A 26,435-nucleotide genomic window follows, 5' to 3' on the forward strand; every position below is an offset into this window, starting at 1 on the left:
ACCTCGCTTGAGTTGCGTCAGCGAGCGCGATCATCAGGCGTGCAAGATGCGATCTCAACGAGATCGATTTTATTTTCCACGATGCGGCAGCCGCGGAAAAAACGCGGCGGTCTCAAGCGGTTAGATTGACATCGGCGTGAAAGCCGCTCACTCGAACAGCGGCGCCAGCTCCATCTGCGGCACCAGCACGAGGCCCTTGTCGGTGATGCGAATTTCCGGAATGACCGATAGCGGAATCAAATTGAAGCCCATGTAGGGGATGGTGCAGCCGGCTTCCGCCCATTCCTTCTTCAGTACCTTGACCGCTTCGGCGACCTCGGTAACCCGTTTGTCGGAGAGAAGGCCGGCGATCGGCAGCGGGACCAGCGCCCTCACCTTGCCGTCGGCGACGACGCAAACGCCGCCCTGTTCCGCCTTGATGGCCGATATCGCCGCCTGCATGTCGCTCTCGTTGGTGCCGGCGACGATGATGTTGTGGCTGTCGTGCCCGACGCTGGAGGCGACCGCCCCGCGCTTCAGGCCGAAATCCTTCAGCAGGCCGTAAGCCACATTGCCGGCCGACTTGCCGTGGCGCTCGACCACCGTGACGAAGCACAGGCCGTAGCGCTCAAACAGCGACGGCCAATCCTTGGCCGGCTCGATCGCGACCTTCTCATGGATCAGCGTAATGCCCGGCAACGCGGTCTTGATGGCATTGACGGTACACGCCTTCGCCGGCAATTCCGGCGTCAGCTTGACCTTCTCCGGAAGCTTTACGGTCGCATAGGCCGCCTTCGGATATTGATAGCGTTGCGACAGCGCCTGATCGAGCTGCTCTGTGATCTTGCCGTGCTCGACCACCAGCTCGCCGCCATACCAGGTGCATTGCGGTCTGAGCTGATCGTCCATCAGCACGAGATCGGCGCGGCGGCCGCCGCCGAGCCCGCCGATATCGCCCTCCATGCCGAAGCGTGTGGCACCATGCAGCGAGCCCATCGACCAGGCCTGTTCGGGCGACATGCCGGCCTTTACGGCCTCGCGCACCACCCAGTCGAGACCGAACAGCAGAAGATCGTCGGCATCACGGTCGTCGGTGCACACGGCCGTACGTTTGTGCGACGCCCCGAGTTCGGTGATGGTGCGGATCGCCTGCGGCAGCGAGTGCCAGGGCGTGGTCGGCGGACCGCCGCGCAGGAACACCCAGACGCCGGCGTCGAGCAGATCGTCGGCGATGTCGCGATCGATCGCCTCATGGGTGTCGGTGACGCCGGACGCCGCATAGGCCGCGACGAATTCACGGCCGTAGACATGGCCTGACACTGGCCGTCCCCGCTTCAAGGCCGCGGCCAGGATGGCATGACTGCGCTCGTCGCCCATCGTGACAGGCACGAAATCCATCTTCTCGCCGAGCGCGACCGCTTCGGGCCAGCGGTCGAACAGGCCGGCGATCTTGTCCGGCGTGAGGTCGCCGCCCGCGGTCTCCAGTTCCGCCGACGTGGCCGGCACCGTGCTCGGCACCGTCAAAAAGATCGAGAGCGGCGCCTCGCGCGCGTCCTCCAGCATCGCCTCGACACCGGCGACATCCATGACGTTGCCGATCTCGTGGCTGTCGCAGAAGATCGTGGTGGTGCCGTTGAGGAGCGCGGCCTCGGCATAGGCGCAGGCCGTCACCATGGAGGATTCGATGTGGATGTGCGGATCGACCAGCCCCGGCGCGATGATGCCGCCGGCGGCGTCGTAAAGCGGAACATTGCTCCAGGCCTTTTTCGCCGCGCCCGCCGGCTTCACCGCTGCGACGCGGCCACCGGTGATCCAGATCTCCCGACCGGGATGGATGCGCTCCGAATAGGTCGAAAGCACCCGGGCCCCCGTGACCACGAGATCCGGTGCGACGCGCGCGGAGGCGACATCGGCCAGACGCCGGGTCATCGAATGCAGCGGTGCGACGGCGAAGCGGGTAAGTCTGGTCATCGGGACCCTCGCGTGGCGTTACGGCCCAGCGATGGTTACGCCCTGCGCCATAGCGGGCAAGCGTAAATATAACGGCAGGCCCTGCTTACGCCTTAGGCGCCGAACTGCCCGTCGTCCCCGCCCTTGCGGGCCTGCGCGGGTTCCGCCTTCTCGGCGGTGCGGCGGCAGCGGGCTTGACGCGAATTCGCATCGACCGGCCCTTTGGCTCATCGATCTCAAACGAATTCGTCTTGCGCACGAGATCGCTCAGCTTGCGGAACCCGAACGTTCTCGGATCGAAATCGGACGCCAGATTGGCGAGCTGCCGGCCGACTTCGCCGAGCGCGACCCAGCCGTCCTCGCTCTCCATCTGGGTGATGACCTTCTTGATGATGGGCGTGGCGGCATCGGGCGGCTGAAGCGACGTCGATCTTGAGGCGGCATCCTGGGTGGTCGCCGGGACGGAGAGCAGGTTCTCGGTGTAGACGAACCTTCGGCAGGCCTGCCTGAAACTTTCCGGCGTCTTCTGCTCGCCGAACCCGAAGACGTCGACGCCCTGCTCACGGATGCGGGCGGCCAGACGGGTAAAGTCGCTGTCGGACGAGACCAGGCAGAAGCCGTCGAACCGGCCGCTGTGAAGCAGGTCCATGGCGTCGATGACCAGGGTTATGTCGGAGGCATTCTTTCCAGTCGTATAGGCGAACTGCTGCTGCGGGATGATGGCGTGTTTGGACAGGATGTCGGCCCAGCCCCTCGATCGCGCATTGGAGAAGTCGCCGTAGATGCGGCGGACGCTGGCCTCGCCGATCTTGGCAATCTCCTCGAACAGCCCATCCGCGATCTTCGCGGAGGCATTGTCGGCATCGATCAGGACGGCGAGACGGGGCGAGCGAAGTTCCGACGGCATGGCGTTTCCTCAACGAGCTGGACGCAGCATTAGAGGACGCGCGCGCCGGGACGGCTAGTCCTCGTTCGCCTTGAAGCGCCCCATCCCCTTCAGCACGAACGGGGCCAGCAGCGCAACCAGCGCGATGCCGAGCAGCGTCGCCGAGATCGGGCTCTGGAGCAGCGTCATTGGGTCGCCGAGGCTGATCGCGAGCGCGCGGCGCAGCTGGCTCTCGGCGATCGGTCCGAGGATCAGGCCGACGACGACCGGCGCGATCGGAAAGTCGAACCGGCGCATCAGGAAACCGAGCACGCCGAAGCCGGCCAGCATCGACAATTCGACCACCGACGGCTTTGCGGCGATGGTGCCCATGGTCGCGAACACGAGAATGCCGGCATAGAGCCAGGGCTGCGGGATCGCGAGCAACCGCACCCACAGGCCGACCAGCGGCAGATTGAGCACCAGCAACATGCAATTGGCGATGAAGAGACTGGCGATCAGGCCCCACACGAGGTCAGGCCGCTCGGCAAACAGCAGCGGCCCCGGGTTGAGGCCGTACTGCTGGAAGCCCGCCAGCATCATCGCGGCCGTCGCCGAGGTCGGCAATCCCAGCGTCAGCAGCGGCACCAGCGTGCCGGCGGCGGAGGCGTTGTTGGCGGCCTCCGGTCCCGCAACGCCTTCGATCGCGCCCTTGCCGAATTCTTCCGGATGTTTTGTGAGCCGCTTCTCGGTGGAATAGGACAGAAAGGTCGGAATCTCCGCGCCGCCCGCGGGCAGCGCGCCGATCGGGAAGCCGAACATCGTGCCGCGCAGCCACGGCTTCCACGAGCGCTTCCAGTCTTCCTTGGTCATCCACAGCGAGCCGCGCACCGGCTCGAGCTTTTCCTCGGTGTGGTGGCGCCGCGATGCGACGTAGAGCGCCTCGCCGACCGCGAACAGACCGACCGCAAGCGTCGTCACCTCGACGCCGTCGAGCAATTCAGGGACGCCGAAGGTAAGCCGCGCCTGCCCCGTCAGCTTGTCGATGCCGACGAGGCCCAGCGTCAGGCCGATGAACAGACTGGTCAGGCCGCGGATCGGGGAATCGCCAAAGGTCGCCGACACCGTGACGAAGGCGACGCACATCAGCGCGAAGTAATCCTCGGGACCGAAGCGCACGGCGAAATCGACCAGCCATGGCGCGAGGAACGCAAGCCCGATTGTGGCGATGGTGCCGGCGACGAAGGAACCGATCGCGGATGTCGCAAGCGCCGGCCCGCCGCGGCCGGCCTTGGCCATCTTGTTGCCCTCGAGCGCGGTCGCCATCGAGGCGCTCTCGCCGGGCGTGTTGATCAGGATCGCGGTGGTCGATCCGCCATACATGCCGCCGTAATAGATGCCGGCGAACATGATCAGCGAGCCGCCGGGGTCGAGCTTGTAGGTCACCGGCAGCAGCAGCGCGACCGTCAGGGCCGGGCCGATGCCGGGCAGCACGCCGACGGCCGTACCGAGGAACACGCCGATCAGCGCATAGAGCAGGTTCATCGGCTGGACGGCGACCGCCATGCCGTGGGCCAGCGCGGCAAAGGTGTCCATCACAGCAGTCGCTCCAGCGGGCCGGTCGGAAGGCTCAGCGTCAACAGCCGGTCGAATGCGAGATAGATGAGGGTAGACATCACGAGGGCGATGATGCTGTCGACGAGGATGGCACGGCGCCCGAAAGCTGCCGACGTCGTCACGAACAGCGCCGACGTCGCCAGGATGAAGCCGCCGCCGAAGCCGATGATGGCAATGAGGAGCGCAAGGCCAACCAGGATCAGAACCACAGGCACGGGATCGGCGCTCTCGCGCACCGGCAGATTGCCGCGCAGCGCGTCGATGAAATTGCCAATCGCGAGCAGCGCAAGGCCGCTGGCGACCACGACCGGCATTGCCTCCGGTCCCATCCCGTACATCGCAGTGGATTGCAGCCCGCGCGCATCCCAGACCAGCACCGCAGCGAGGCCTGCGAGCAATACAGCGATGACGATGCCGGCGCGATCGACGCGCCGCGGCTGGGCGGGATCGCCTGAGGTCATGACTTGACCAGGCCGACCGATTTCAGCACGTCGGTGACGCGCACGGTTTCCTTCTTCAGGAAGTCGGCGAAGGCGTCGCCGCCGAGATAGGCATCCTCCCAGCCCTTCTGCTTGAGGATCTCCTTCCAGGCGTCCGACTTCACCATCTTCTCGACCGCATCGCTCAGCGTCTTGCGCTGCTCGGGCGTGATGCCGGGAGGCGCGACCACCGAACGCCAATTGGCGATCACGAGGTCGATGCCTTGCTCTTTAAAGGTCGGGATGTCGCTGCCGGCGATGCGCTTCTCCGAGGTCACGCCGATCGCACGCAGCTTGCCGGACTTGATCTGCCCTTCATATTCGCTCAGCCCCGAAATGCCCGCGGTAACCTTGCCGCCGAGGATTGCCGCCAGCGATTCGCCACCGCCGGAGAACGGGATGTAGTTGATCTTCTTCGCATCGGCGCCGACGGCGCCCGCGAACAGCGCGGCCATGACATGGTCGACGCCGCCGGCCGAGCCGCCGGCGAAGGTCACCTTGGCGATATCGGCTTTCACCGCGGCGGCGAGATCCTGCGCGGTCTTGATCGGCGAATTCGCCGGCACCACGATCACCTGGATTTCCTCGGTGAGGCGCGCGATCGGCGTCACCTGCTCGAGCGTGACAGGCGATTTGTTCATGGCGAGCGCACCCACCATGACGAAGCCGTTGACCATCAGCTGGTTGCCGTCGCCCTTGGCGCCGTTGACGAACTGCGCGATGCCGACGCTGCCGCCGGCGCCGGGAACGTTGACGACCTGCACGCTGCGCGCGACGCCCGAAGCGACCAGCGCCTGCTGCATCGAGCGCGCGGTCTGGTCCCAGCCACCGCCCGGGGCCGCCGGCGCCATCAGCTTGAGCTCGAACTGCTGGGCAAAGGTCGGCGTGGCTGCCGCAAGGGTAAGCGCGACAGCTGCGCCGACAAGGCGCGCGGGAAATTGAAACATGAGGGTATTCTCCGGGCTCGTGCGGACGTCGTTGATCGGTTGCCGCATTGTGTCGTTTGGTCGCATATCAGCCAAAACGGCCGATGCTGTCCAGCGACAGGCCCGGTTCCTTGTTAGCCAGACTTCGGCATCACTCCACCGAGCGCGACGGTCAATTCGCCGGCGACTTCGCGCACGATTTGGCCGATTTCCGGCAATCTGTCGTCGGTCAGGCGGCTGGTCATGCCCGAGACGGAAATCGCCGCGAGCGGCTCGGCGCAGTCGTTGTAGACCACTGCGGCAATACAGCGCAGGCCCATACAGGCTTCTTCATCGTCGAGCGCAAAACCCTGCTTGCGGATCTTCTCGAGCTCCTTGAACAGGTCGCCCGGCCGCACGATCGACTTCTCGGTCAGGCGGGGCATGCCGTGATGGCGGATGACCGCGCCGACGTCCTCGTCCGAATAAGTCGCGAGCACTGCCTTGCCGACGCCTGACGTCACCATGGCGACGCGGCCGCCGACCTGGGTCAGCGAGCGCATGATCTCGCGGCTCTCCATGCGGGTCAGCACGATGATGAACTCGTCGTCGACGACAGCGAGATTGGCGGTCTCGCGGGTGAGATCGCGCAGCTTGCGCAAGTAAGGAATCGCCTGCGTGGAGAAATTACGCCGCCGGGCAAAGCTCGCGCCGACCGTGAAGCTGCGCACGCCGACATGCCATTTGGACTGGGCGCGGTCGAACTGCACGAAGCGGCGGCTCTCCAGCGTCGCCAGCAGGCGGTGCACGGTCGAGGCCGACAGGCCGGTGCGCACGGCGAGGTCGCTGAGGCGATAGCCTTCGTCGTCTTCGGCCAGCGTTTCGAGGATCGACAGCGCGCGGTCGACGGACTGCACGCCGCCATCGCGCGCGTCGTGGTCGGCCTCCGATGGCGATCGAGGCTCGAGCGATTTGCGCCGGATCACGTTCTTGCTCATCGCGACCTGACCGTTCTCCCTCGCCCTATTCTTATTTCCCTCTCCCCGCTTGCGGGGAGAGGGTCAGGGTGAGGGGGAGTCTCCGCAAGGACGGTGACAGTTAGACTCGTGGAGAGTCCCCCTCACCCGAATTGCTTCGCAATTCGACCTCTCCCCGCGCGCGAGGAGAGGTGAATAACCACCCGCTCCGGATCATACCGAAGCGTCGTCGTCGTCTCAGAGCAGCCCTGCCCCGCGCGCCCACTTGTACTTGGCGCCGAGCACCTCGACCGGAAGCTCGGTGGAGTAGGCGTAGGCCGGGATGCCGTTCTGATAGAGATATTCGGCGGCTTCCTCGACCTCGACGTCGCCGGCGAGCGAGGCGACGATCGGCTTCACGAAGCCCTTGGCCTCCATCTCCTTCTTCACCTCGACCATGTTGCGGGCGAACACCATCGGGGGCGTGACGATGGTGTGCCAGTAGCCGAGGATCAGCGAATGGATCCGCTCGTCCGACAGGCCGAGCTTCACCGTGTTGACGTAGGTGATCGGCGGCTCGCCGCCGGTGATATCCACAGGATTTCCGGCCGCACCGAACGGCGGGATGAACTTGCGGAAGGCCGCATCCAGATCCGGCGGCATCGACATCAGCGACAGGCCGTTGTCGACGCAGGAGTCCGACAGCAGCACGCCCGAGCCGCCCGCACCGGTGATGATCAGCACGTTCTCGCCCTTCGGCGTCGGCAGCACCGGCACGCCACGGGCGAATTCGAGCAGCTGCCGCAGCGAGCGGGCCCGGATCACGCCGGACTGCGCCAGGACGTCCTCGTAGATCTTGTCGTTACCGGCGAGCGCGCCGGTATGCGACGAGGCCGCCTTTGCGCCGGCCGAGGTGCGGCCGGCCTTGAGCACGATGACCGGCTTCTTCTTGGAGACGCGCTTGGCGGCTTCCGCGAAGGCGCGGCCGTCCTTGAGGTCTTCGCAGTGCTGCGCGATCAGGTTCGTGTTCGGATCCTGCTCGAAAAAGGCGAGCAGATCGTCCTCGTCGATATCGGACTTGTTGCCGAGGCCGACGATCGCCGAGACGCCCATCTTGGCCGAGCGCGAGAAGCCGATGATGGCCATGCCGATGCCGCCCGACTGCGACGACAGCGCGGCGTGACCCTTGACGTCATAGGCCGTACAGAAGGTCGCGCAGAGATTGGCCGGCGTGTAGTAGAAGCCRTAGATGTTCGGCCCCATCAGGCGGATGTCGTACTTCTTGCCGACCTCGACGATCTCGGCCTGAAGCTCCGGCGCGCCGGCTTCAGCGAAGCCCGACGGAATCAGCACCGCACCCGGGATTTTCTTCTCGCCGCATTCGGTGAGCGCCGCCGCCACGAACTTCGCGGGGATCGCGAACACGGCCGTGTCGATCACGCCCGGAACGTCCTTGACGCTCTTGTAGGCCTTGTAGCCGAGGATCTCGGCGGCCTTGGGGTGGATCGGATAGATGTCGCCCTTGTAGCCGCCGTTGATGAGGTTCTTCATCACGGAGTTGCCGATCTTGCCGTCCTCGGCGGAGGCGCCGACCACGGCGACCGCCTTCGGCTGCATGATGCGGCTCATGGCCGCGACGATCTCTTCGGTCGGGCGCGGCTTCGGCTTGGGCACATAGGCGAAGTCGACGACGATACGCACGTCGGCGGCGATCGCGTCCTTGGCCGTCGCGAACACCGGGTTGAGATCGAGCTCGACGATTTCAGGGAAATCGGTGACGAGCTGCGAAACCTTGACGATGACGTCGGCGAGCGCCGTACGGTTCACCGGCTCGCCGCCGCGAACGCCCTTCAAAATCTCATGCGCCTGGATACCGTCGAGCATCGAGAGCGCGTCTTCCTTGGTCGCGGGCGCGAGGCGGAAGGTAATGTCCTTCAAGACTTCGACCAGCACGCCGCCGAGGCCGAAGGCGACCAGCTTGCCGAACGAGCCGTCGGTGATCGAGCCGACGATGACTTCGGTTCCGCCGGCCAGCATCTGCTGCACCTGGACGCCCTCGATCTTGGCATCGGACTTGTACTTCTTGGCGTTGGAGAGAATGGTCTCGTAGGCCTTCTCGGCATCCTCGGCCGTCTTGAGGCCGACGATGACGCCGCCAGCTTCGGTCTTGTGGAGAATGTCCGGCGAGACGATCTTCATCACCACCGGGAAGCCCATCGAGGAGGCCATTTTGCCGGCCTCACCCGCCGACCTCGCCACGCCCTCCTTCGGCACCGGAATGCCGTAGGCGTCGCAGACCAGCTTGCCTTCCGGCGCGGTCAGGCTGGTGCGGTTGTCCGCCTTGACCTGGTCGAGCACTTTGCGGACGGCATCTTTGGAATTGGACATATGGCTTCTCCCTTGACCTCAGTTCGTTCTTTCAAAGCGCGCGCGTGTAGCGGCTGCCCGTGATGCTTGCCATTCGCCGCGCTCTGTTCCATGTCGCGGAACGGAGTGGCATAAAGCCCACATTACTCCGCCGCTTTGGATCAAAAATGGCTGGCGATGGCATTTGGTATGCCAGAAGCCAACTTGTCAAGCTGCTGCATGACTTAGAACGCCGCAAAAAATAGCCAGCTTGACATTCTGGCATGTGGTATGCCAAAAACTTTCCCGTTAATAATCCTGTAAAAGACGACTCCCACTGGAGGAGATTCGTCGTGTCACTGCGGAAACCAACCAAGGCGTTGCCGAACATGACCGAGGCAGATATCGCAATCGTTCGTATTGCCCCGGAGAGCAGCTTCAAGAACAAGGCGTATGACGCCTTGAAGGAAGCCATCCTCAAGATGGACATCTACTCGACGCCCGAGCCGGTGATGCTCGACGAGCGCGCGCTGTCCGAACGCCTGGGTGTGAGCCGCACCCCGATCCGCGAAGCCATCGCGATGCTCGAGCAGGACGGCTTCGTGAAGACGGTTCCGCGCCGCGGCATCATGGTGGTGCGCAGGACCAAGAGCGAGATCGTCGACATGATCCGCGCCTGGGCGGCGCTGGAGAGCATGGCGGCCCGCCTGATCACCACCACCGCACGCAAGAAAGACATCACGGCGCTGCGCGACTACTTCAAGGACTTCGGCAAGGACCGCCTGCCCGAGGATCACGTCGAGGAATATTCGCGCGCCAACATCGCCTTTCATCAGGCGCTGATCTCGCTGTCGGAATCGCCGGTGCTGGTCGATCTCACCAACGACCTGCTGCTGCACGTGCGCGGCTACCGCCAGCTCACCATCGGACGCAAGGATCGCACCGCCACTTCGCTGCCCGAGCATCTCAGCATGATCGAAGCACTGGAAGCGCGCGACACCGAGCTCGCCGAGAAGCGCGCCCGCGACCACACCCTTGGCCTTGCCGCTTACGTCGAAGCGCACGGTCAAGAACTGTTCACCTAGCAACGTTCACCAGAAGGGCGAGCCATTCGCCCACAAAGCCTAAAACGGCATATGAGACCAGGGAGACAAGGCCCATGCTGAATACCGCGACCAAGTCCGAAGCACCGGGCACCGAGCAGGAATTGACGGATGGCTTTCATCTCGTCATCGACGCGCTCAAGCTGAACGGCATCAACACCATCTATAATGTGCCGGGCATCCCGATCACGGATTTGGGCCGCATGGCGCAGGCCGAAGGCATTCGTATGATCTCGTTCCGCCACGAGCAGAACGCCGGTTACGCCGCAGGCATCGCCGGTTACCTCACCAAGAAGCCGGGCATCTGCCTCACGGTGTCCGCGCCCGGCTTCCTCAACGGTCTCACCGCGCTCGCGCACGCCACTACCAACTGCTACCCGATGATCCTGATCTCGGGCTCCTCCGAGCGCGAGATCGTCGACCTCCAGCAGGGCGACTACGAAGAGATGGACCAACTCGCGATCGCCAAGCCGCTGTGCAAGGCGGCCTATCGCGTGCTGCACGCCCAGGACATCGGCATCGGTCTCGCCCGCGCGATCCGCGCCGCGGTCTCGGGCCGTCCGGGCGGCGTCTATCTCGACCTGCCGGCAAAACTGTTCGGCCAGGTGATGAACGCCGATGCCGGCCAGAAGTCACTGGTCAAGGTGATCGACGCCGCGCCCGCGCAAATCCCCTCGCCCGCTTCGATCAAGCGCGCGCTCGACGTGCTCAAGGCGGCGAAGCGTCCGCTCATCATCCTCGGCAAGGGCGCGGCCTACGCGCAGGCCGATGAAGACATCAAGTCGTTCGTCGAGAAGAGCGGCGTGCCGTTCCTGCCGATGAGCATGGCCAAGGGCCTCCTCCCCGACACGCATCCGCAATGCGCTGGAGCCGCGCGCTCCACGGTGCTGAAAGAATCCGACGTCGTGCTGCTGATCGGCGCCCGGCTGAACTGGCTGCTCTCGCACGGCAAGGGCAAGAGCTGGGGCGAAGCGCCCAAGAAGTTCATCCAGGTCGACATCGAGCCCAGGGAAATGGACTCCAATGTCGAGATCGTCGCGCCCGTCGTCGGCGACATCGGTTCGGTCGTATCGGCCTTCAATCAGGCGATCAGCACGGGTTGGACCGCGCCGCCGGCCGAATGGACCAAGGCCATCGTGTCCAAGCGTGACGAGAACGTCGCCAAGATGGCGCCGAAGCTCATGAACAACAAGTCGCCGATGGACTATCACGGCGCGCTCGGCGTGCTGAAGAACGTGATCAAGGATCATCCCGAGGCGATCCTCGTCAACGAGGGCGCCAACACGCTCGACCTCGCCCGCGGCGTCATCGACATGTACAGGCCGCGCAAGCGTCTCGACGTCGGCACCTGGGGCGTGATGGGCATCGGCATGGGCCAGGCGATCGCGGCTGCGCTCGAGACCGGCCATCCCGTGCTGGCGGTGGAAGGCGACTCGGCCTTCGGCTTCTCCGGCATGGAGGTCGAGACCATCTGCCGCTACAACCTTCCGATCTGCATCGTCATCTTCAACAATGACGGCATCTATCGCGGCACAGACGTCAACAGCGTCAACGCCGATCCGGCGACGACCGTGTTCGTCAAGGGCGCGCGCTACGACAAGATGATGGAAGCCTTCGGCGGCGTCGGCGTGAATGCCACCTCGCCCGACGAGCTCAAGCGCGCCGTCAACGAGGCGATGGCCTCGGGCAAGCCGACGCTCATCAACGCGGTGATCGATCCGGCCGCGGGCTCGGAGAGCGGCCGCATCGGCAACCTCAATCCGCAGAGCGTTCTGCAGAAGAAAAAGTAAGTCCTCCCCTTCAACCCTTAATTCCCTGCGGTTTGCGGGGGCAGACAGAGTATACGGAGCAACACGATGACCAAAGCGCTCAAGGGCGTTCGCATTCTCGACTTCACCCACGTCCAGTCCGGACCGACCTGCACGCAGCTGCTGGCATGGTTCGGCGCCGACGTGATCAAGGTGGAACGTCCGGGCGTGGGCGACATTACCCGCGGCCAGCTGCAGGACATCCCGAACGTGGACAGCCTGTATTTCACCATGCTCAACCACAACAAGCGCTCGATCACGCTCGACACCAAGAACCCCAAAGGCAAGGAAGTCCTCACCGAGCTGATCAAGAAGTGCGACGTGCTGGTCGAAAACTTCGGCCCCGGCGTGCTCGACCGCATGGGCTTCCCCTGGGAGAAGATCCAGGCGATCAACCCGAAGATGATCGTCGCCTCGATCAAGGGCTTTGGCCCCGGACCGTACGAAGACTGCAAGGTCTATGAGAACGTCGCGCAGTGCACCGGCGGCGCCGCCTCGACCACCGGCTTCCGCGACGGCCTGCCGCTCGTCACCGGCGCGCAGATCGGCGACAGCGGCACCGGCCTGCACCTGGCGCTCGGCATCGTCACCGCGCTCTATCAGCGCACGCATTCGGGCAAGGGCCAGAAGGTCACCGCCGCGATGCAGGACGGCGTGCTCAACCTCGCGCGCGTCAAGCTGCGCGACCAGCAGCGCCTCGCGCATGGTCCGCTCAAGGAATACAGCCAGTTCGGCGAAGGCATTCCGTTCGGCGACGCCGTGCCGCGCGCCGGCAACGATTCCGGCGGTGGCCAGCCCGGCCGCATCCTGAAGTGCAAGGGCTGGGAGACCGATCCTAACGCCTACATCTACTTCATCACCCAGGCCCCGGTCTGGGAGAAGATCTGCGACGTGATCGGCGAGCCCACCTGGAAGACCGATCCGAACTACTCCAAGCCGGCCGTCCGCCTGCCGCGCCTCAACGAGATCTTCGCCCGCATCGAACAGTGGACGATGACCAAGACCAAGTTCGAGGCGATGGAGATCCTCAACAAGGACGACATCCCCTGCGGCCCGATCCTGTCGATGAAGGAGATCGCCGAAGACCAGTCGCTGCGCGCCACCGGCACCGTGGTCGAGGTCGATCACCCGACCCGCGGCAAGTACATCTCGGTCGGCAACCCGATCAAGCTGTCGGATAGCCCGAGCGAGGTGGAGCGCTCCCCGCTGCTCGGCGAGCACACCGACGAGATCCTGCGCAGCGTGCTCGGCTTCAGCGATCACCAGGTCGCCGACATCCACAAGTCCGGCGCGCTCGAGCCGCCACAGAAGCAGGCCGCTGAGTAAGCCGCACCACGTTGAACGAGACGAAAGGGCCGCCCGAAGGGGCGGCCCTTTTTGCTTCAGGAGGCCGTGCGGTCGCGGCTCTGACTAAAAAATTGAAAAACAACCCCATGCACAGTAGCTAACCTGTTGGCCATAAACGATTTCGCATTTCACGAAATGCCTTTTGACACGTCGGGCAAAACAGGGGCATTATGCCATGATCCGACAAAGCCAATATCCTGCCCGGCGACGAGCGGCCGAGGGGTTGTCCGTCGGACAAACGACCTAACGGCCAGGGCATGATCGGGAAAGAGGCTCAGCGGCTTGCAAGAAGGTCAGAGCGCCTCCAGTCCGAGCCGGCGGAACAACTTTCGATCGGCTTCGTCCTGCGGATTGCCCGCCGTCAGCAGCGTGTCGCCGACAAAGATCGAGTTTGCACCGGCAAAGAAGCACAGCGCCTGCATCTCGTCGGTCATCGCCGACCGCCCCGCCGAGAGTCGCACGAAAGAGGCCGGCATCATGATACGCGCCAGCGCGACAATGCGCACGAACTCGATCGGACCTATCGGCGTCGCCTTCGACATCGGCGTTCCCGGAATCGGGATCAGCATGTTGATCGGCACGCTCTCCGGCGCTTCCGGGAGGTTGGCGAGCGTAACCAGCATGTCGACGCGGTCCTGTTCGCTCTCACCCATGCCGAGAATTCCGCCGCAGCACACTTTCATGCCGGCCTCGCGGACATGCTCCAGCGTATCGAGACGATCGGCGAATGTGCGGGTGGAGGTAACGCTCGGATAGAAGCGCTCCGAGGTATCGATATTATGATTGTAGTAATCAAGCCCGGCAGCACTCAGCCGGTCGGCCTGATCCCGGTCGAGCATGCCGAGCGTCATGCAGGTCTCGAGCCCGAGCTCCTTCACGGCTCCGACGACCTCGACAATGGCATCCATGTCGCGCGGCTTCGGATTGCGCCAGGCCGCCCCCATGCAATAACGCGTCGCGCCGCTGTCTTTTGCCTTGCGTGCCTCGGCAACGATCTTCCCGACCTCCATCAACTTGGAGGCTGCAAGAGCTGTCGCATGATGCGACGACTGGCTGCAGTAACCGCAGTCTTCCGGACAACCACCCGTCTTGATGTTCAGTAGCCGGCTCAACTGCACGCGATTTGGGTCAAAATGCTCCCGATGTACGGATTGTGAACGGAAGAGCAGATCGTTGAAGGGAAGCTGGTAAGCCGCCCATGCATCTTCACCAGTCCATCTTTGAGACCTTTGCGGTCTTTCCTTCGCGGGGATTGTCTCCCCGTCGTTCACACCGAGCATTACAGATCTCCTGACATTGCGGCGGGACAATCGCACTATCGCAAACCTGGCGCCAGTCCGCAGGGGTCCTTGGAACAAAAGCGACGGCGTGCCATTGTTGTCTAAGCCGGCGTGCTATCCCGACGTACGAGCAACGCAGCCGCCAAGGCGAGGGACTGAAACACATCGCAAAAGCATCTGCGCAACGCTGCAGAATTGGCCTTCTTCTCGCCCCGAAAGGTAGCAAGCCCACGCACAGCGTTTGCGGGTGGGAAGCGTCGGCCAGCACCTGTCCTGTCACAGCTTGTTGATCAAAACGAGGTCGAAATGTTGAGAGATCAATCCTCGGATCGGGCCAAGCGTGAAGCCAACAAGGCGTTCAAGCCTGTCAAAACGCAGAAGCCGATCAATGACTATGCGAAGGACCAGCACTCCTTCAACGAGAATCGCGAGCGGCTGAAAGCGGAGCGACTGGCCCGCGAGGCCGAGCCGAAGGACCGCTCTAAATAGGACGCGTTCCCTGCCGGGTCACGATGTTGCATCCGCGCGATGAAGGCTGGCGCTAAGCGCGTCGCGTCGAAATCGACGCCTGACCGAAAGCGCGATGAGATCGGAATGAATCGTCAACGCGCTTTAGGTTATTGTTTGAGCATGATCTTTTCGGAAAACCGCTTCGCACTTTGCGCTAACGCGGCCCTTCGGGTCCGGATCATGCTTTAGAGCATCGAGAGCACGACGATCCCGTCTTCAAGCTCCCCGGAGGCCAGTCGGCTCCGCGCGATGCGCTCGAACTCCGTCCGGTATTTCTGAAGATAGCTGAAGGCCTGCTTCTGCGTCTGGAACGTGGTCGCAAGGCGGCACATCTGCCGGCCTGCGCCAAGCGCGAGAAAGAAGGTGATTGTGCCGCCGCTGTCCGACTTGATCCTAGGCACGATCCGCACTCTGTGGCATGTGACCGGCCCTCTCCAGATTTTCGTCGACGCAGTTGAATTCGACTATCGCGTCAGCTTTCTCTTGCGCTTCGTCAGGGTTGGTGCCGGCAGCGATGCTTGAAGAGTTGCGTCGGCCGCTTCCTTGGCTTCGCGCAGTTCGCGAAGCCGCGCCATGTTCTTGCGAACATCGACGGCCTGTCTCTCGACGTCCGCCATTGCCCGCGTTCCCTCCTCGGCAGCCAAACGCTGACGGTTGGTACGCGCAATGCTTTGGGGTGACGGTTCAGCCGACTTCTTGCCGCTCATGCTTCACCCACTCCCGCAACGGACAAAACCCGCTCAATCCCTGGGATCGAGCGGGCAGCGTGGCCGTTTCAGTACATCCGTGAAACGGCGCAGGATCTTAGGCCAGCGAGAGATTCTCTGCGCTGACCTTGCCTCGCATCTTGTCGGTCTTGGCCTCGAAGTTGACCTTCTGGCCCTCGGCGAGACCTGAGAGACCAGCCCGCTCGACTGCGCTGATGTGAACGAACACATCGTTGCCGCCGTCGTCGGGCTGAATGAATCCAAAGCCCTTTTGGCCGTTGAACCACTTCACGGTACCTGTCGTCATTATTCTTCTCCAAAGCGCATACGCGCACATTCCGCGTGACACTCACGCAGAACCAGATTCAATTCGTCGATGTCTCTGGAAAAGGAGCCCGCGGGCGCATTCAACAAGGCACAGCGGCTGAACGAACAGCACCAACGTATACCTCATCGGCGCCAGTTGCAAGGCTTGGCGGGATTTAATGCCTCATGGGCTTCGGCGGAACAATTCGGACTTTGCGAATTCAGGCCCGAAAGGCGCCTGAGGCAAGGTGAGTTGCGCGTTCGCAGCCGCGATTTGGTGTCGGCTAACTGTGCTGGCCCGAGAGCGTCGATGCGATGCCGCGCTATCAAGCGCACACCGTACGCCACCGGCAAGTTGCTCGCGGAAGACCCGCACCACTCTCCCTCCAGCCAATCGACTGTGTGCACCGAAAGACTGCCAAGCTCCACACGTGCCGGCTCCGCCGCGAAGGGATAGCAGATCACACCTGACAGTACGCGGTCGGATTGGAAGCGTGAACGACTTGCTTCCTCCGTTGGCGTCAAGGCAAAGTGCTGGAAAACAGGGAGGTCAGCATGTCACTGCTCGGCAAGGCCGCCGTCGCGATGTGGTGGAGCGTCCGCCCCGAGCAGCGCGCGGAGTTCGGCGACTGGCATTCCCACGAGCATTTTCCAGAGAGGATGAGCATTCCCGGCTTCCGGCGCGGATCGCGCTGGACCAGCACGACGGACACCGACGGCTTCTTCGTGCTGTACGAGCTGGAGCGGTACGAGGTGCTCACGTCGAAGGGATATCTCGACCGGCTCAACGCGCCGACGCCGTGGTCGACCAAGATGATGCCGCACCATCTCGGCATGGTCCGCAGCCAGTGCCGCGTCGCCGCCAGCTTTGGCGGTGGCGTCGCGACCTCGCTCGCCACCATCCGGCTTTCGCCGGAGGCCGGGCGCGAGGCGGAGTTGCAGACACATCTCTCGGAGACGCTCGGCGCATTGGCGCAGATGCCGGGACTGACCGGCGCCCACCTCCTCCTGACCGACACGCCCCGCACCAGCTCGCCCACCACCGAGCAGCAGATCCGCGGCAAGGACGGCGCCGCCGACTGGATCATGCTGCTGTCAGGTTACGATGCCGAGGCGATCGAGCAAGTGGCCGCCGACCGACTTTCGCCGGCGGCGCTTGGCACTCTGGGCGCGCAGGACAATCCGACGATCGGCCGCTACCGGCTCGCCTTCACGATGACGCCGCAGGATGTGGCAACGATCTGACGGATCGGTCGTCCGGCCGGCCGCGAGGTAGATCTCGCACCAGGCGAGCTTGATTCAATTGAGCGCGCAAACGGCCAACCGTTGCACATGGGGGATGTGTTTCAGGTTCTCGCGTGCAGCACGAAGGCGGACAAGGCTCGCCAGGTGTGAGCTCAGCTCCCCTCGCCTRCATCCTCATCGCTGCCCTCCTCGCCTGCGACATATTCGAGGATGTCTCCGGGCTGACAATCGAGCTCGCGGCAGATCGCGGCCAGGGTCGAGAAGCGCATCGCCCTCGCCTTGCCCGTTTTCAGGACCGACAGGTTCTGGATGGAAATGCCGATTGCGTCGGCGAGGTCCCCGAGGCGGCGCTTCCGCTTCGCAAGCATGACATCGAGGTTCACGACGATCGGCACAAGCATTCACCTCAGATCGTCAGCTCGTTTTCGGACTGCAGCAGGATGGCGTGCTCGATGACGAATTTCAGCGCCATCAGGAACATCCCGCCCGCGATCGTGCCGATGTCGACGTTGTAGGACGGCAGGAAGAACTTGACGTCGCCGATCTCGTGCAAGGCATAAGCCACCGCGTTGCTGGTGATCAGGTCGATGAACGGCCAGATCACCAGAATGATCCCCATCCACCACACGCCCTGAAGCGTCTCGGACGCGAAGATCCGGCCGCGTGCGAATCGGTGCACCATACGGTGCAGGATGCCGATCAACACGGCGAAGAACGAGAGCTGAAGCGCAAATAGCGTCCAGAACAACAGCTGCCCCGGGCGCGACATCTCGAGCGGATTGGCGACAAGGCCTGCGCATTTCACCTGGTCGGGACCAAGGCTCGCCGCGATCGAGGCGGAGGCGGTCGTGCTCCGGAGATAGGCGAGCCACACCACCACCGGCAGTGCCGCCCAGATCGCCCAGAACGCAAGATCGAGACGCCGGAACCAGCTCTGCCGGGCCTCGCGTACCGATATCTCCACCACACCCATCTCCAAGCACTCCGCAATTTCCAGGCAACCATCCTCCCCCAATATGCATGTTCCGCGCGATTGACTCAACCTTAAGCGCGATATATTGATCGTTTATCATGAAATATTTCATGAAAATTGATCCAATATGGAGCCCCCATGCGTTCCACCCTCGTCCGGCACCTGCTCGCAGCGCTGTTGTCCATCTCCCCGCTTGGAAACGCCGAAGCCGCAACGGCCAGCGGTCCCGCCGGCGTCTGGCTGACACAGTCGGGCGACGCGAGGATCAAGGTGAGCCGTTGCGGCAATGCGCTATGCGGCCGGGTCGTCTGGCTGAAGGAGCCGATCGATAAGAAGACGGGCAAGGCGCAGCTCGACGACCATAACGCCGATCCTGCATTGCGCGCCCGGAAGATCGTCGGCATCTCCCTGTTCATCGACATGCAGGCGGCCGGCGCCAATCAATGGTCGGGCAGAATCTACAACGCCGACGACGGAAAGACCTATGCGAGCACCGTCACCTTGCTGCCATCCGGCAGTCTCAACGTCCGGGGCTGCATGGGAACGTTGTGCGCAGGTGAAGACTGGACGCGGTGAGCGGCAACCCGATCCAAAACAACTTCCAACAACTTCAAAGGCAACATCAAAGGCCGCCGGTTTCGGCGGCCCCCGTTTATCTGCGATGCCATGTCGGATCGGCGGCATCCCGGTCGTCCTTGAGACATGAATGGGCCGTAGACGCCAAGGTCGGGCCCATCAATGCAAGAGGATGAAGGAACATGCCCAGCACTGTACGTCTGCACCGCGTTCTCTCGACCAGTCCGGAGAAAGTCTATCGCGCCTTCCTCGAGGCGGATGCGCTGGCGAAATGGCTTCCGCCGAACGGCTTTACCTGCACCGTCCATCACCTCGAGCCCAAGGTCGGGGGCACGTTCAAGATGTCGTTCCGGAATTTCACGACGGGCAACAGCCACGCCTTCGGCGGCGAATATCTCGAGCTCGTCCCCGGCGAACGTCTCCGCTACACCGACAAGTTCGACGACCCCAATCTACCCGGCGAAATCCAGGTGACCGTGACGCTGAAGAAGGTCTCGGTCGGCACCGAGGTCGACATCACCCAGGCCGGCATCCCTGACGTCATCCCGCCCGAGGCCTGCTATCTCGGCTGGCAGGAATCGCTGCGAAGCCTCGCAAGGCTCGTGGAACCGGAGATCAATCAGTAGCGGCGAAATCAGTATCGTAGGGTGGGCAAAGCGCAGCGTGCCCACCGATGCTCTCTCAACCTCGGAAAGATGGTGGGCACGGCGCTCCGCGCCATTGCCCACCCTACGGCACTGATGACAGCTCTCCGTCGTCATTGCGAGCAGCCAAGCAATGGCGGCTGTTGCTGGGCTACGCGCCCGCCTTCGGCGTAATCCCACCGCTTGCGGTCCATCGATCGGGGTCGGGGCTGTGTCCGATCAGCGCAAGGCCGTAGGCGATCGACTCGAACTGGTCGCCCGACATCAGCCGTTCGTTACCGAACCGCTCGGCAAACAGCTTTCTGACGGCCGGAACGAAGGAAGTCCCGCCGGTCAAGAACACCTTCTCCACCTCGCGCGCGGTGATGCCCGCTTCGCTTAGCACCTTGTCGACGGTGGCACCCAGCCGGGCGATGTCGTCGGCAATCCAGGATTCAAAATTCTTCCGTGTGATGGTCGCACCGATGTCGACGCCGCCCCCCTTGAAGCGGAAGTCCACCTCGTCCCGCGCCGACAGCGCGACCTTGGCGTCGGATACCGCGCGGTAGAGCGAAAAGCCGAGGTCGAGATCGACGATGGTGATGAAATCTTCAAGGAGCTTCGGCTTCAGCGCGCTGCGCGCGAGCTCCCGAAGCTCGCGCAGATCGCCATTGCTCTTCATCATCGCGAGCTGATGCCAGCGCGCGAGGTTGGTGTAGTGGCCGGTGGGGACCGGCAGCACCTTGTCGAACGAGCGGAAGCTGGAGCCTTTTCCCAGCCGCGGCGAGACGACGTGGTCGACGATGCGGTAATCGAAGGTGTCGCCGGCAATGCCGATGCCGGCGTGTCCAAGCGGCTCGGCGCGCAAGGCTCCTCCCGCGCGCGAAAAGCGCATCACCGAGAAATCGCTGGTGCCGCCGCCGAAATCCGCAACCAGCACGGTGGCATCACGCTCCAGCCGTCGGGCGAAGGAGAACGCCGCGCCCACGGGCTCGTAGACATAGCGCGCGTGGCCGGCGCCGAGGCGTTCGAACGCGGCCCGATAGCGCTGCATCGCCAGCGCTTCGTCGGGATTGCCGCCGGCGAACCGCACCGGGCGGCCGACCGTGATGTTGGACGTCTCGAAGCCGAACTTTTCGCCGCCATGGCGCGCCAGCGTGCGCAGGAACGCCGCCAGAATGTCCTCGAACTTGAAGCGCTGCCGAAACACTTGCGTGGTGTTGAAGCTGGAGCTCGCCGCAAACGTCTTGAACGACTGCAGGAAGCGGTAGACGTGGCGGCCTTCGAGGAACGTCTCGATCGCCCATGGACCGCCTTCGGCCTGGGCGCCGGCGCCCGGCCGATCCTCCCAGAAGCACAGCGCCGAGACGTAGACGCTGTGGCGCTGGCCGCCGTGATCGAAGCGGATGGCCTCGACCCGGCGATCGTCCGCCGCGATCGCGACGACCGTGTTGCTGGTCCCAAAATCGATGCCGATCGAGACGGCGGCCGAGGCGCTCGACATGAACCACTCTGACAGTTGATTGGAAAAGGGGGCAGACCACTAACGGCTTTGGCTGGGCCTGCCAAGACCTTGAATGTTGCGGTGCGGTTGGATTTGGAACCCGCGCGCCGCTCTGTCCGCGCTCTTTTGCCTCCGTAATGGGGGCCTTTTGGGGCCGATCTCGCAATTCCAGCAGCCCGGCTGGCAATTTTGAGCTCGGTTCGGTCCCTTTAACGGATCATTATGCTGCAATGCGGGAGCATGCATGCTGCTATGCAATGGCATGCATGGACACTGGCATCTGGTATACGTAGATTGCCCTTCGAAATGAGACAGCATCACTGACCGTCTCGAGAAAGGGAATTCAGATGTCCAAGACCGCTTCCGTCGCGCTCGCCCCCTCCGCCTCGCTGTTCACCCGCTTCCTGGCTGCGGTCGACCGCTTCCTGATGGCGAGCGCCGAGATTTCGAATCACAACGGCGACCTGCCCCGCTTCGGCCTGTAAGCAGCGCCTCCCGCGCGGCAAGCGCGACGCGCCGGTTTCAGAACCGTCCACATACTACTTTTGATGAATGGCCCCGCAGGACGGGGCCATTTCTATTTGCGTTGTCCCGAGTCACAGCCGCAACCGATGAAGGTCCTGCGGCATTTGCGCACGGTGACCGGACCAGCGCTTGAACCTTGGCATAATGAATACAAGAATGCCCCTCCAGCGCTCGCAGAAAAATTAGAGGCGCCACGGGAGGCTTTATGACGGACATGGTGCAGGCAACGGTTCCAACCGCCGCGCGGGTTAGCGACACGTATCGCTGGACGCAATTGGCGGTCGGTGTAGCGGCGATGGTGATGATCGCCAATTATCAATACGGCTGGACGTTCTTCGTCCCCGACATCCAGAAAAAGTTCGGCTGGGATCGCGCCTCGATCCAATGGGCCTTTACGCTCTTCGTACTGTTCGAGACATGGCTGGTGCCGGTCGAAGGATGGTTCGTCGACAAATACGGCCCGCGCATCGTCGTGCTCGTCGGCGGCGTGCTCTGCGCCATCGGTTGGGCGATCAACGCGCAAGCCACCACGCTCAACGGCTTCTATCTCGGCATGATCATCGCGGGCATCGGCGCCGGCGGCGTCTACGGCACCTGCGTCGGCAATGCGCTGAAATGGTTTCCCGACAAGCGCGGTCTTGCTGCCGGCATCACGGCGGCCGGTTTCGGCGCGGGCTCCGCGCTCACGGTTGCGCCGATTCAGGCCATGATCAAGGACAGCGGATTCCAGACCACCTTCCTGTATTTCGGGCTCGGCCAGGGCATCATCATCTGCATCCTCGCCTTCTTCCTCTACGCGCCGAAGGCCGGACAGGTGCCTCCCGTTGTGCAGAACGCTGCGTTGCAACAGACCCGCCGCAACTATCAGCCAACCGAAGTGCTGCGCCAGCCGATCTTCTGGCTGATGTACTTCATGTTCGTGATCGTCGGCGCCGGCGGCCTGATGGTGACGGCGAACCTGAAGCCGATCGCAGTCGACTGGAAGGTCGACAGCGTTCCGGTGACGCTGATGGCGGTGACGATGACCGCGGTGACGTTCGCAGCCACGATCGACCGCGTGCTCAACGGTCTGACGCGTCCGTTCTTCGGCTGGATCTCCGACATGATCGGCCGCGAGAACACGATGTTCATCGCCTTCGGCATGGAAGGCTTCGGCATCTGGATGCTCTACCTCTGGGGACACGACCCGCTCTGGTTCGTGTTGCTGTCGGGCTTCGTGTTCTTCGCCTGGGGTGAGATCTACTCGCTGTTCCCCTCGACCTGCACCGACACGTTTGGCGCCAAGTTCGCGACCACCAATGCGGGCCTGCTCTACACCGCAAAGGGCACCGCCGCGCTGCTTGTCCCGATCGCCAACTACATGCAGCAATCGTCGGGCACGTGGGACAGCGTGTTCATCATCGCGGCCGGCGCCAACATCCTGGCTTCGCTGCTGGCGATCATGGTGCTCAAGCCCTGGCGCAAGGTCGTGGTCGCGAAATCGACCGCCGCCGCCTGACGCACTCCACCACTCCTTCAAGCACGACGCCCGGCCTCACGGCCGGGCGTTTTCGTTTTTGCAGAACCCGCCTTGGCTACCGCTGACGTGAAGGGAACCGCGCGCTTTTCTTGCGCTGCGTCACAAGATTGGGCTTGCCTTCTGGAATATGGTATACCAATGTCCCCGCCGCGCTTGCGACGATAAGCCACAATATTTGCGACACTGGGTCATCTTGCAATCCCAGGTCGCATTCAATCAGGCGCGTTGGGAGGTTATTGATGATTTCCAGCACGGACGGCGCCGTCACAGCTGCGCCTCTTCGCACCGGTTTCCGTTGGTTCCAGCTCGCCATGGGCATCGTCTGCATGGCGATGATCGCCAATCTGCAATACGGCTGGACGTTGTTCGTCGATCCGATTGACGCCAAGTATCATTGGGGCCGCGCGGCGATCCAGCTCGCTTTCACCATCTTCGTCGTCACCGAGACCTGGCTGGTGCCGATCGAGGCCTGGTTCGTCGACAAATACGGTCCGCGCATCGTCATCATGTTCGGCGGCGTCATGATCGCTCTGTCCTGGGTGCTCAACTCCTACGCTGACTCGCTCGCCCTGCTTTACGCCGCCGCGGTCGTCGGCGGCATGGGCGCCGGCGCGGTGTACGGCACCTGCGTCGGCAACGCGCTGAAATGGTTCCCCGATCGCCGCGGTCTCGCCGCCGGTGCGACCGCTGCCGGCTTCGGCGCGGGCGCCGCGCTCACCATTGTGCCGATCGCGACCATGATCGTAACGAGCGGCTACCAGCACGCGTTCCTCACCTTCGGCATCGGCCAGGGCCTGATCGTGTTCGTGCTCGCCTTCTTCATCCAGCCGCCGCGGATCTCGATCCCGCCGAAGAAGAAGCAGCTCAATCTGCCGCAGACGAAGATCGACTTCACCCCGCCGCAGGTGCTGCGCACCCCCATTTTCTGGGTGATGTATCTCGTTTTCGTCATGGTCGCCTCCGGCGGCCTGATGACCGCGGCACAGATCGGCCCGATCGCGCACGACTTCAAGATCGCCGACACGCCGGTGACGCTCGCGGGCTTCCAGATGGCCGCACTGACCTTCGCGATCTCGCTCGACCGCATCTTCGACGGTTTCGGACGCCCCTTCTTCGGCTGGGTCTCCGACACGATCGGCCGCGAGCACACCATGTTCATCGCGTTCGGCACCGCGGCGGTGATGCTGCTGACGCTGTCGGCCTATGGAAACATCCCGATCGTCTTCGTGCTCGCGACCGCGGTGTACTTCGGCGTGTTCGGCGAAATCTACTCGCTGTTCCCTGCGACCTGCGGCGACACCTTCGGTTCGAAATACGCAACCACCAACAACGGCATGCTCTACACCGCGAAAGGCACGGCATCCCTGCTCGTCCCGCTCGCGAGCGTGATCTCGGCAACGTACGGCTGGAAGGCCGTGTTCGTGGTCGCAGTGGCGCTGAACGCGACGGCGGCACTGACGGCGCTGTTCGTGATCAAGCCGCTGCGCCGCTCCTTCATCCTCGGCAAGGAAGCCGAGAGCGCCAACGCCGCGATCGACACCGCCAAGACCGGCAACGCCAAGACCGAGACAGCGTAGCGACCACACGCCTTTCAATCGGTCGAAAGGGGCGCAGCGATGCGCCCCTTTTCTTTTTGGCACGATGACAAACGTCAGTATTGCTGCCGCAAGAATTTTCGGATCAGCCAAATCGAATGCTTGACGATTGGCATTATGTATACCACACTTCCCCTGTCATTCACCTAGGGAGGTTGCAATGCTGGTCGGAGACATTCTGCGCAAAAAGACACCGCGCGTTGTCACGGTGCGAATGAACGAAACGGTGGGTATCGCCGCCAAGCTGATGCGCGCCAACAATATCAGCGCGCTGGTGGTCAAGGACGTGGTCCGCTCCGAAGGCAACACCGCGGTCGGCATGTTCACCGAGCGCGACGTGGTGCGCGCCGTCGCCGAGCATGGTGCCAACGCCATCAACGTCAAGGTCTCGCAGCTCGTGTCGGTGCAGCAGCTGGTGTCCTGCAGCTCCTCAGACACGATCGAGCACGTCCGGCATCTGATGAACCGCAATCACATCCGTCACCTGCCGGTCATCGACGATTACAGCCTCGTCTCCGTCATCAGCATGCGCGACATTGCTGCTGCCGTTGACGAAGCGATCAACGGCTCGCCGCAAGCAGCAGCTTAAAGCGTCACACTTCCCCTGCGACTACCGGCCCCGGCTCGGACCTCTCCGAGCCGGACCGGATCTTTCGTCCCAAAATTCCGGACACCCGCGAGGATTTCATGAAGATCTGCATCTACGGCGCCGGCGCGATCGGCGGATATCTCGGGGTTCAGCTCGCACGCGCTGGCGCCGACGTCAGCCTGGTCGCGCGCGGCGCCCACCTTGCCGCGATGCGCGAGCGCGGGCTGACCCTGCTCGCGGGCGAGGAGAAGCACACCGTGCATCCGCGCTGCACCGACGATCCCGCCGAGCTGGGCGTGCAGGACTACATCATCATCACGCTGAAGGCGCATTCGATCACCGGCGTGATCGAGAAGATGCAGCCGCTGCTCGGGCCGCACACCCGCATCGTCACCGCCGTCAACGGCATCCCCTATTGGTATTTCTACAAGCACGGCGGCCAATACGAGAATTCGACGCTGGAGAGCATCGACCCCGGCGGACGGCAGTGGCGTGAGATCGGCGCCGAGCGCGCCATCGGCTGCATCGTCTATCCCGCCACCGAGATCGAAGCGCCCGGCGTGATCCGCCACGTCTACGGCAACAATTTCCCGCTCGGCGAGCCCTCCGGCGAAATCACCTCGGACGTGCAGCGCCTCGCCGATCTCTTCGTCGCCGCCGGGCTGAAGGCGCCGGTGCTCGACCGCATCCGCGACGAGATCTGGCTGAAACTCTGGGGCAATGTCTGCTTCAACCCGATCAGCGCACTGACCCATGCAACGCTCGACGTGATCTGCACCGATCCCTCCACGCGTGCGCTGTCGCGCGCGATCATGGTGGAGACGCAAGGCATCGCCGAGACGTTTGGCGTCAAATTCCGCGTCGACGTCGAGCGCCGCATCGAGGGCGCCCGCAAGGTTGGCGCGCACAAGACCTCGATGCTCCAGGATCTCGAGCGCGGCCGTCCGATGGAGATCGACCCGCTCGTCACCGTGGTGCAGGAGATGGGCCGCCTCACCGGCATCGCCACGCCCGCGCTCGACTCGGTGCTGGCGATGGTGACCCAGCGTGCTCGCATCGCCGGCCTCTATGACGGCGTCTCCGCGCCCGCCGATCCCCGTGCACTGGCGGTGGCGTGATGGCGGGCGA

At 63.5% G+C, this 26,435-nt stretch carries 27 protein-coding genes; 12 read left to right on the forward strand and 15 right to left on the reverse strand.

What is annotated here, in order from left to right; all coding sequences use genetic code 11:
• Positions 1 to 147: 147 nt before the first annotated feature.
• From AC1DW2_RS07625 to AC1DW2_RS07655, 7 genes are all read right to left on the reverse strand, one after another.
• A complete protein-coding gene (locus AC1DW2_RS07625) occupies positions 148 to 1,950 on the reverse strand; it encodes an adenine deaminase C-terminal domain-containing protein (RefSeq protein WP_477005627.1) in 1,803 nt (600 codons plus the stop codon).
• 85 nt (positions 1,951 to 2,035) lie between these two features.
• The gene (locus AC1DW2_RS07630; protein WP_477005628.1) at positions 2,036 to 2,836 is read right to left on the reverse strand and encodes an NYN domain-containing protein; all 801 of its coding nucleotides are present in this window, start codon (positions 2,834 to 2,836) and stop codon (positions 2,036 to 2,038) included.
• A gap of 54 nt (positions 2,837 to 2,890) precedes the next feature.
• Entirely contained in the window at positions 2,891 to 4,390 is a 1,500-nt protein-coding gene (locus AC1DW2_RS07635; protein WP_354116999.1) for a tripartite tricarboxylate transporter permease, read from the reverse strand.
• Complete coding sequence (locus AC1DW2_RS07640; protein WP_477005629.1) at positions 4,390 to 4,872, reverse strand: tripartite tricarboxylate transporter TctB family protein; 483 nt, start codon at positions 4,870 to 4,872, stop codon at positions 4,390 to 4,392. The genes AC1DW2_RS07635 and AC1DW2_RS07640 overlap by 1 nt, the downstream gene beginning before the upstream one ends.
• Entirely contained in the window at positions 4,869 to 5,837 is a 969-nt protein-coding gene (locus tag AC1DW2_RS07645; protein WP_477005630.1) for a Bug family tripartite tricarboxylate transporter substrate binding protein, read from the reverse strand. Before AC1DW2_RS07645 ends, AC1DW2_RS07640 begins: the two co-directional genes overlap by 4 nt.
• Before the next feature lie 113 nt (positions 5,838 to 5,950).
• Positions 5,951 to 6,793, reverse strand: a complete 843-nt coding sequence (locus AC1DW2_RS07650) for an IclR family transcriptional regulator (protein WP_063984517.1) — start codon at positions 6,791 to 6,793, stop codon at positions 5,951 to 5,953.
• Between the two features lie 216 nt (positions 6,794 to 7,009).
• On the reverse strand, positions 7,010 to 9,139 hold the full coding sequence (locus AC1DW2_RS07655; protein ID WP_071915547.1) for an acetate--CoA ligase family protein: 2,130 nt from the start codon (positions 9,137 to 9,139) through the stop codon (positions 7,010 to 7,012).
• Positions 9,140 to 9,486: 347 nt separating this feature from the next.
• Between AC1DW2_RS07655 and AC1DW2_RS07660 the strand changes: the two genes are divergently transcribed.
• The 3 genes from AC1DW2_RS07660 (at position 9,487) to frc (ending at position 13,334) form a co-directional block, all read left to right on the forward strand.
• Positions 9,487 to 10,182 carry a GntR family transcriptional regulator gene (locus AC1DW2_RS07660; RefSeq protein ID WP_166105920.1) on the forward strand — a complete coding sequence of 232 codons (696 nt, stop codon included), beginning with the start codon at positions 9,487 to 9,489 and terminating at the stop codon, positions 10,180 to 10,182.
• Between the two features lie 74 nt (positions 10,183 to 10,256).
• A complete protein-coding gene (gene oxc, locus AC1DW2_RS07665; protein ID WP_477005631.1) occupies positions 10,257 to 11,990 on the forward strand; it encodes an oxalyl-CoA decarboxylase in 1,734 nt (577 codons plus the stop codon).
• 66 nt (positions 11,991 to 12,056) lie between these two features.
• Positions 12,057 to 13,334 (forward strand): formyl-CoA transferase, encoded by a 1,278-nt coding sequence (gene frc, locus AC1DW2_RS07670; protein WP_085400627.1) that lies wholly within the window; start codon positions 12,057 to 12,059, stop codon positions 13,332 to 13,334.
• Between the two features lie 314 nt (positions 13,335 to 13,648).
• Here frc and bioB read toward each other — a convergent pair whose 3' ends face one another.
• The gene (gene bioB / locus AC1DW2_RS07675; RefSeq protein ID WP_208085816.1) at positions 13,649 to 14,635 is read right to left on the reverse strand and encodes a biotin synthase BioB; all 987 of its coding nucleotides are present in this window, start codon (positions 14,633 to 14,635) and stop codon (positions 13,649 to 13,651) included.
• A 306-nt stretch (positions 14,636 to 14,941) separates the two neighbouring features.
• On the opposite strand from bioB, the gene AC1DW2_RS07680 reads away from it, so the two are divergent.
• Positions 14,942 to 15,124, forward strand: a complete 183-nt coding sequence (locus tag AC1DW2_RS07680; RefSeq protein WP_208085815.1) for a hypothetical protein — start codon at positions 14,942 to 14,944, stop codon at positions 15,122 to 15,124.
• A gap of 206 nt (positions 15,125 to 15,330) precedes the next feature.
• Here AC1DW2_RS07680 and AC1DW2_RS07685 read toward each other — a convergent pair whose 3' ends face one another.
• The 3 genes from AC1DW2_RS07685 to AC1DW2_RS07695 all read right to left on the reverse strand — a co-directional run bounded on the left by AC1DW2_RS07685 (position 15,331) and on the right by AC1DW2_RS07695 (position 16,159).
• Positions 15,331 to 15,555, reverse strand: a complete 225-nt coding sequence (locus tag AC1DW2_RS07685; protein WP_028151477.1) for a hypothetical protein — start codon at positions 15,553 to 15,555, stop codon at positions 15,331 to 15,333.
• Between the two features lie 54 nt (positions 15,556 to 15,609).
• Positions 15,610 to 15,852, reverse strand: a complete 243-nt coding sequence (locus tag AC1DW2_RS07690) for a hypothetical protein (RefSeq protein ID WP_063984523.1) — start codon at positions 15,850 to 15,852, stop codon at positions 15,610 to 15,612.
• Between the two features lie 97 nt (positions 15,853 to 15,949).
• Positions 15,950 to 16,159: a cold-shock protein gene (locus tag AC1DW2_RS07695; protein ID WP_028151479.1), complete on the reverse strand. Its 210-nt coding sequence runs from the start codon at positions 16,157 to 16,159 to the stop codon at positions 15,950 to 15,952.
• A 554-nt stretch (positions 16,160 to 16,713) separates the two neighbouring features.
• Between AC1DW2_RS07695 and AC1DW2_RS07700 the strand changes: the two genes are divergently transcribed.
• Positions 16,714 to 17,403: a hypothetical protein gene (locus AC1DW2_RS07700; protein ID WP_477005632.1), complete on the forward strand. Its 690-nt coding sequence runs from the start codon at positions 16,714 to 16,716 to the stop codon at positions 17,401 to 17,403.
• Between the two features lie 152 nt (positions 17,404 to 17,555).
• Here AC1DW2_RS07700 and AC1DW2_RS07705 read toward each other — a convergent pair whose 3' ends face one another.
• Together AC1DW2_RS07705 and AC1DW2_RS07710 are read right to left on the reverse strand one after the other, a co-directional pair.
• The gene (locus AC1DW2_RS07705) at positions 17,556 to 17,798 is read right to left on the reverse strand and encodes a helix-turn-helix domain-containing protein (protein WP_477005750.1); all 243 of its coding nucleotides are present in this window, start codon (positions 17,796 to 17,798) and stop codon (positions 17,556 to 17,558) included.
• 11 nt (positions 17,799 to 17,809) lie between these two features.
• Positions 17,810 to 18,370, reverse strand: a complete 561-nt coding sequence (locus AC1DW2_RS07710) for a DUF2975 domain-containing protein (protein ID WP_354116992.1) — start codon at positions 18,368 to 18,370, stop codon at positions 17,810 to 17,812.
• Between the two features lie 144 nt (positions 18,371 to 18,514).
• Between AC1DW2_RS07710 and AC1DW2_RS07715 the strand changes: the two genes are divergently transcribed.
• Together AC1DW2_RS07715 and AC1DW2_RS07720 are read left to right on the forward strand one after the other, a co-directional pair.
• Positions 18,515 to 18,952, forward strand: a complete 438-nt coding sequence (locus tag AC1DW2_RS07715; protein ID WP_071915551.1) for a DUF2147 domain-containing protein — start codon at positions 18,515 to 18,517, stop codon at positions 18,950 to 18,952.
• A gap of 182 nt (positions 18,953 to 19,134) precedes the next feature.
• Positions 19,135 to 19,578: an SRPBCC family protein gene (locus tag AC1DW2_RS07720; RefSeq protein WP_071915552.1), complete on the forward strand. Its 444-nt coding sequence runs from the start codon at positions 19,135 to 19,137 to the stop codon at positions 19,576 to 19,578.
• A gap of 169 nt (positions 19,579 to 19,747) precedes the next feature.
• On the opposite strand, the gene AC1DW2_RS07725 is transcribed toward AC1DW2_RS07720, so the two are convergent.
• Positions 19,748 to 21,079: an Hsp70 family protein gene (locus AC1DW2_RS07725; protein ID WP_354174851.1), complete on the reverse strand. Its 1,332-nt coding sequence runs from the start codon at positions 21,077 to 21,079 to the stop codon at positions 19,748 to 19,750.
• Positions 21,080 to 21,426: 347 nt separating this feature from the next.
• Here AC1DW2_RS07725 and AC1DW2_RS07730 point away from each other — a divergent pair, with 347 nt between their 5' ends.
• Both AC1DW2_RS07730 and oxlT (AC1DW2_RS07735) read left to right on the forward strand, forming a co-directional pair.
• Entirely contained in the window at positions 21,427 to 21,564 is a 138-nt protein-coding gene (locus tag AC1DW2_RS07730; protein ID WP_166098301.1) for a hypothetical protein, read from the forward strand.
• Positions 21,565 to 21,809: 245 nt separating this feature from the next.
• Positions 21,810 to 23,102, forward strand: a complete 1,293-nt coding sequence (gene oxlT / locus AC1DW2_RS07735; protein WP_071915554.1) for an oxalate/formate MFS antiporter — start codon at positions 21,810 to 21,812, stop codon at positions 23,100 to 23,102.
• Between the two features lie 76 nt (positions 23,103 to 23,178).
• On the opposite strand, the gene AC1DW2_RS07740 is transcribed toward oxlT (AC1DW2_RS07735), so the two are convergent.
• Positions 23,179 to 23,376: a hypothetical protein gene (locus AC1DW2_RS07740; RefSeq protein WP_477005633.1), complete on the reverse strand. Its 198-nt coding sequence runs from the start codon at positions 23,374 to 23,376 to the stop codon at positions 23,179 to 23,181.
• On the opposite strand from AC1DW2_RS07740, the gene oxlT (AC1DW2_RS07745) reads away from it, so the two are divergent.
• The 3 genes from oxlT (AC1DW2_RS07745) to AC1DW2_RS07755 all read left to right on the forward strand — a co-directional run bounded on the left by oxlT (AC1DW2_RS07745) (position 23,363) and on the right by AC1DW2_RS07755 (position 26,425).
• The gene (oxlT, locus tag AC1DW2_RS07745; protein ID WP_477005634.1) at positions 23,363 to 24,700 is read left to right on the forward strand and encodes an oxalate/formate MFS antiporter; all 1,338 of its coding nucleotides are present in this window, start codon (positions 23,363 to 23,365) and stop codon (positions 24,698 to 24,700) included. The genes AC1DW2_RS07740 and oxlT (AC1DW2_RS07745) overlap by 14 nt on opposite strands.
• Positions 24,701 to 24,878: 178 nt before the next feature.
• The gene (locus tag AC1DW2_RS07750; protein WP_063984529.1) at positions 24,879 to 25,307 is read left to right on the forward strand and encodes a CBS domain-containing protein; all 429 of its coding nucleotides are present in this window, start codon (positions 24,879 to 24,881) and stop codon (positions 25,305 to 25,307) included.
• 98 nt (positions 25,308 to 25,405) lie between these two features.
• Positions 25,406 to 26,425, forward strand: a complete 1,020-nt coding sequence (locus AC1DW2_RS07755; protein ID WP_063984530.1) for a 2-dehydropantoate 2-reductase — start codon at positions 25,406 to 25,408, stop codon at positions 26,423 to 26,425.
• Positions 26,426 to 26,435: the final 10 nt, after the last annotated feature.

It is taken from the genome of Bradyrhizobium sp. P3_C3, from assembly GCF_056402655.1.

What these genes read in the sequence shown, in the direction of transcription:
- AC1DW2_RS07640 (WP_477005629.1), bottom strand. Translation starts at nt 4,872, where the DNA reads ATGACCTCAGGCGATCCCGCCCAGCCGCGGCGCGTCGATCGCGCCGGC.
- AC1DW2_RS07645 (WP_477005630.1), bottom strand. Translation starts at nt 5,837, where the DNA reads ATGTTTCAATTTCCCGCGCGCCTTGTCGGCGCAGCTGTCGCGCTTACC.
- AC1DW2_RS07650 (WP_063984517.1), bottom strand. Translation starts at nt 6,793, where the DNA reads ATGAGCAAGAACGTGATCCGGCGCAAATCGCTCGAGCCTCGATCGCCA.
- AC1DW2_RS07725 (WP_354174851.1), bottom strand. Translation starts at nt 21,079, where the DNA reads ATGTCGAGCGCCTCGGCCGCCGTCTCGATCGGCATCGATTTTGGGACC.
- AC1DW2_RS07625 (WP_477005627.1), bottom strand. Translation starts at nt 1,950, where the DNA reads ATGACCAGACTTACCCGCTTCGCCGTCGCACCGCTGCATTCGATGACC.
- oxc (WP_477005631.1), top strand. Translation starts at nt 10,257, where the DNA reads ATGCTGAATACCGCGACCAAGTCCGAAGCACCGGGCACCGAGCAGGAA.
- AC1DW2_RS07720 (WP_071915552.1), top strand. Translation starts at nt 19,135, where the DNA reads ATGCCCAGCACTGTACGTCTGCACCGCGTTCTCTCGACCAGTCCGGAG.
- frc (WP_085400627.1), top strand. Translation starts at nt 12,057, where the DNA reads ATGACCAAAGCGCTCAAGGGCGTTCGCATTCTCGACTTCACCCACGTC.
- AC1DW2_RS07660 (WP_166105920.1), top strand. Translation starts at nt 9,487, where the DNA reads ATGACCGAGGCAGATATCGCAATCGTTCGTATTGCCCCGGAGAGCAGC.
- AC1DW2_RS07630 (WP_477005628.1), bottom strand. Translation starts at nt 2,836, where the DNA reads ATGCCGTCGGAACTTCGCTCGCCCCGTCTCGCCGTCCTGATCGATGCC.
- AC1DW2_RS07635 (WP_354116999.1), bottom strand. Translation starts at nt 4,390, where the DNA reads ATGGACACCTTTGCCGCGCTGGCCCACGGCATGGCGGTCGCCGTCCAG.
- AC1DW2_RS07700 (WP_477005632.1), top strand. Translation starts at nt 16,714, where the DNA reads ATGTCACTGCTCGGCAAGGCCGCCGTCGCGATGTGGTGGAGCGTCCGC.
- AC1DW2_RS07680 (WP_208085815.1), top strand. Translation starts at nt 14,942, where the DNA reads ATGTTGAGAGATCAATCCTCGGATCGGGCCAAGCGTGAAGCCAACAAG.
- AC1DW2_RS07750 (WP_063984529.1), top strand. Translation starts at nt 24,879, where the DNA reads ATGCTGGTCGGAGACATTCTGCGCAAAAAGACACCGCGCGTTGTCACG.
- AC1DW2_RS07690 (WP_063984523.1), bottom strand. Translation starts at nt 15,852, where the DNA reads ATGAGCGGCAAGAAGTCGGCTGAACCGTCACCCCAAAGCATTGCGCGT.
- oxlT (WP_477005634.1), top strand. Translation starts at nt 23,363, where the DNA reads ATGATTTCCAGCACGGACGGCGCCGTCACAGCTGCGCCTCTTCGCACC.
- oxlT (WP_071915554.1), top strand. Translation starts at nt 21,810, where the DNA reads ATGACGGACATGGTGCAGGCAACGGTTCCAACCGCCGCGCGGGTTAGC.
- bioB (WP_208085816.1), bottom strand. Translation starts at nt 14,635, where the DNA reads ATGCTCGGTGTGAACGACGGGGAGACAATCCCCGCGAAGGAAAGACCG.
- AC1DW2_RS07715 (WP_071915551.1), top strand. Translation starts at nt 18,515, where the DNA reads ATGCGTTCCACCCTCGTCCGGCACCTGCTCGCAGCGCTGTTGTCCATC.
- AC1DW2_RS07730 (WP_166098301.1), top strand. Translation starts at nt 21,427, where the DNA reads ATGTCCAAGACCGCTTCCGTCGCGCTCGCCCCCTCCGCCTCGCTGTTC.
- AC1DW2_RS07755 (WP_063984530.1), top strand. Translation starts at nt 25,406, where the DNA reads ATGAAGATCTGCATCTACGGCGCCGGCGCGATCGGCGGATATCTCGGG.
- AC1DW2_RS07695 (WP_028151479.1), bottom strand. Translation starts at nt 16,159, where the DNA reads ATGACGACAGGTACCGTGAAGTGGTTCAACGGCCAAAAGGGCTTTGGA.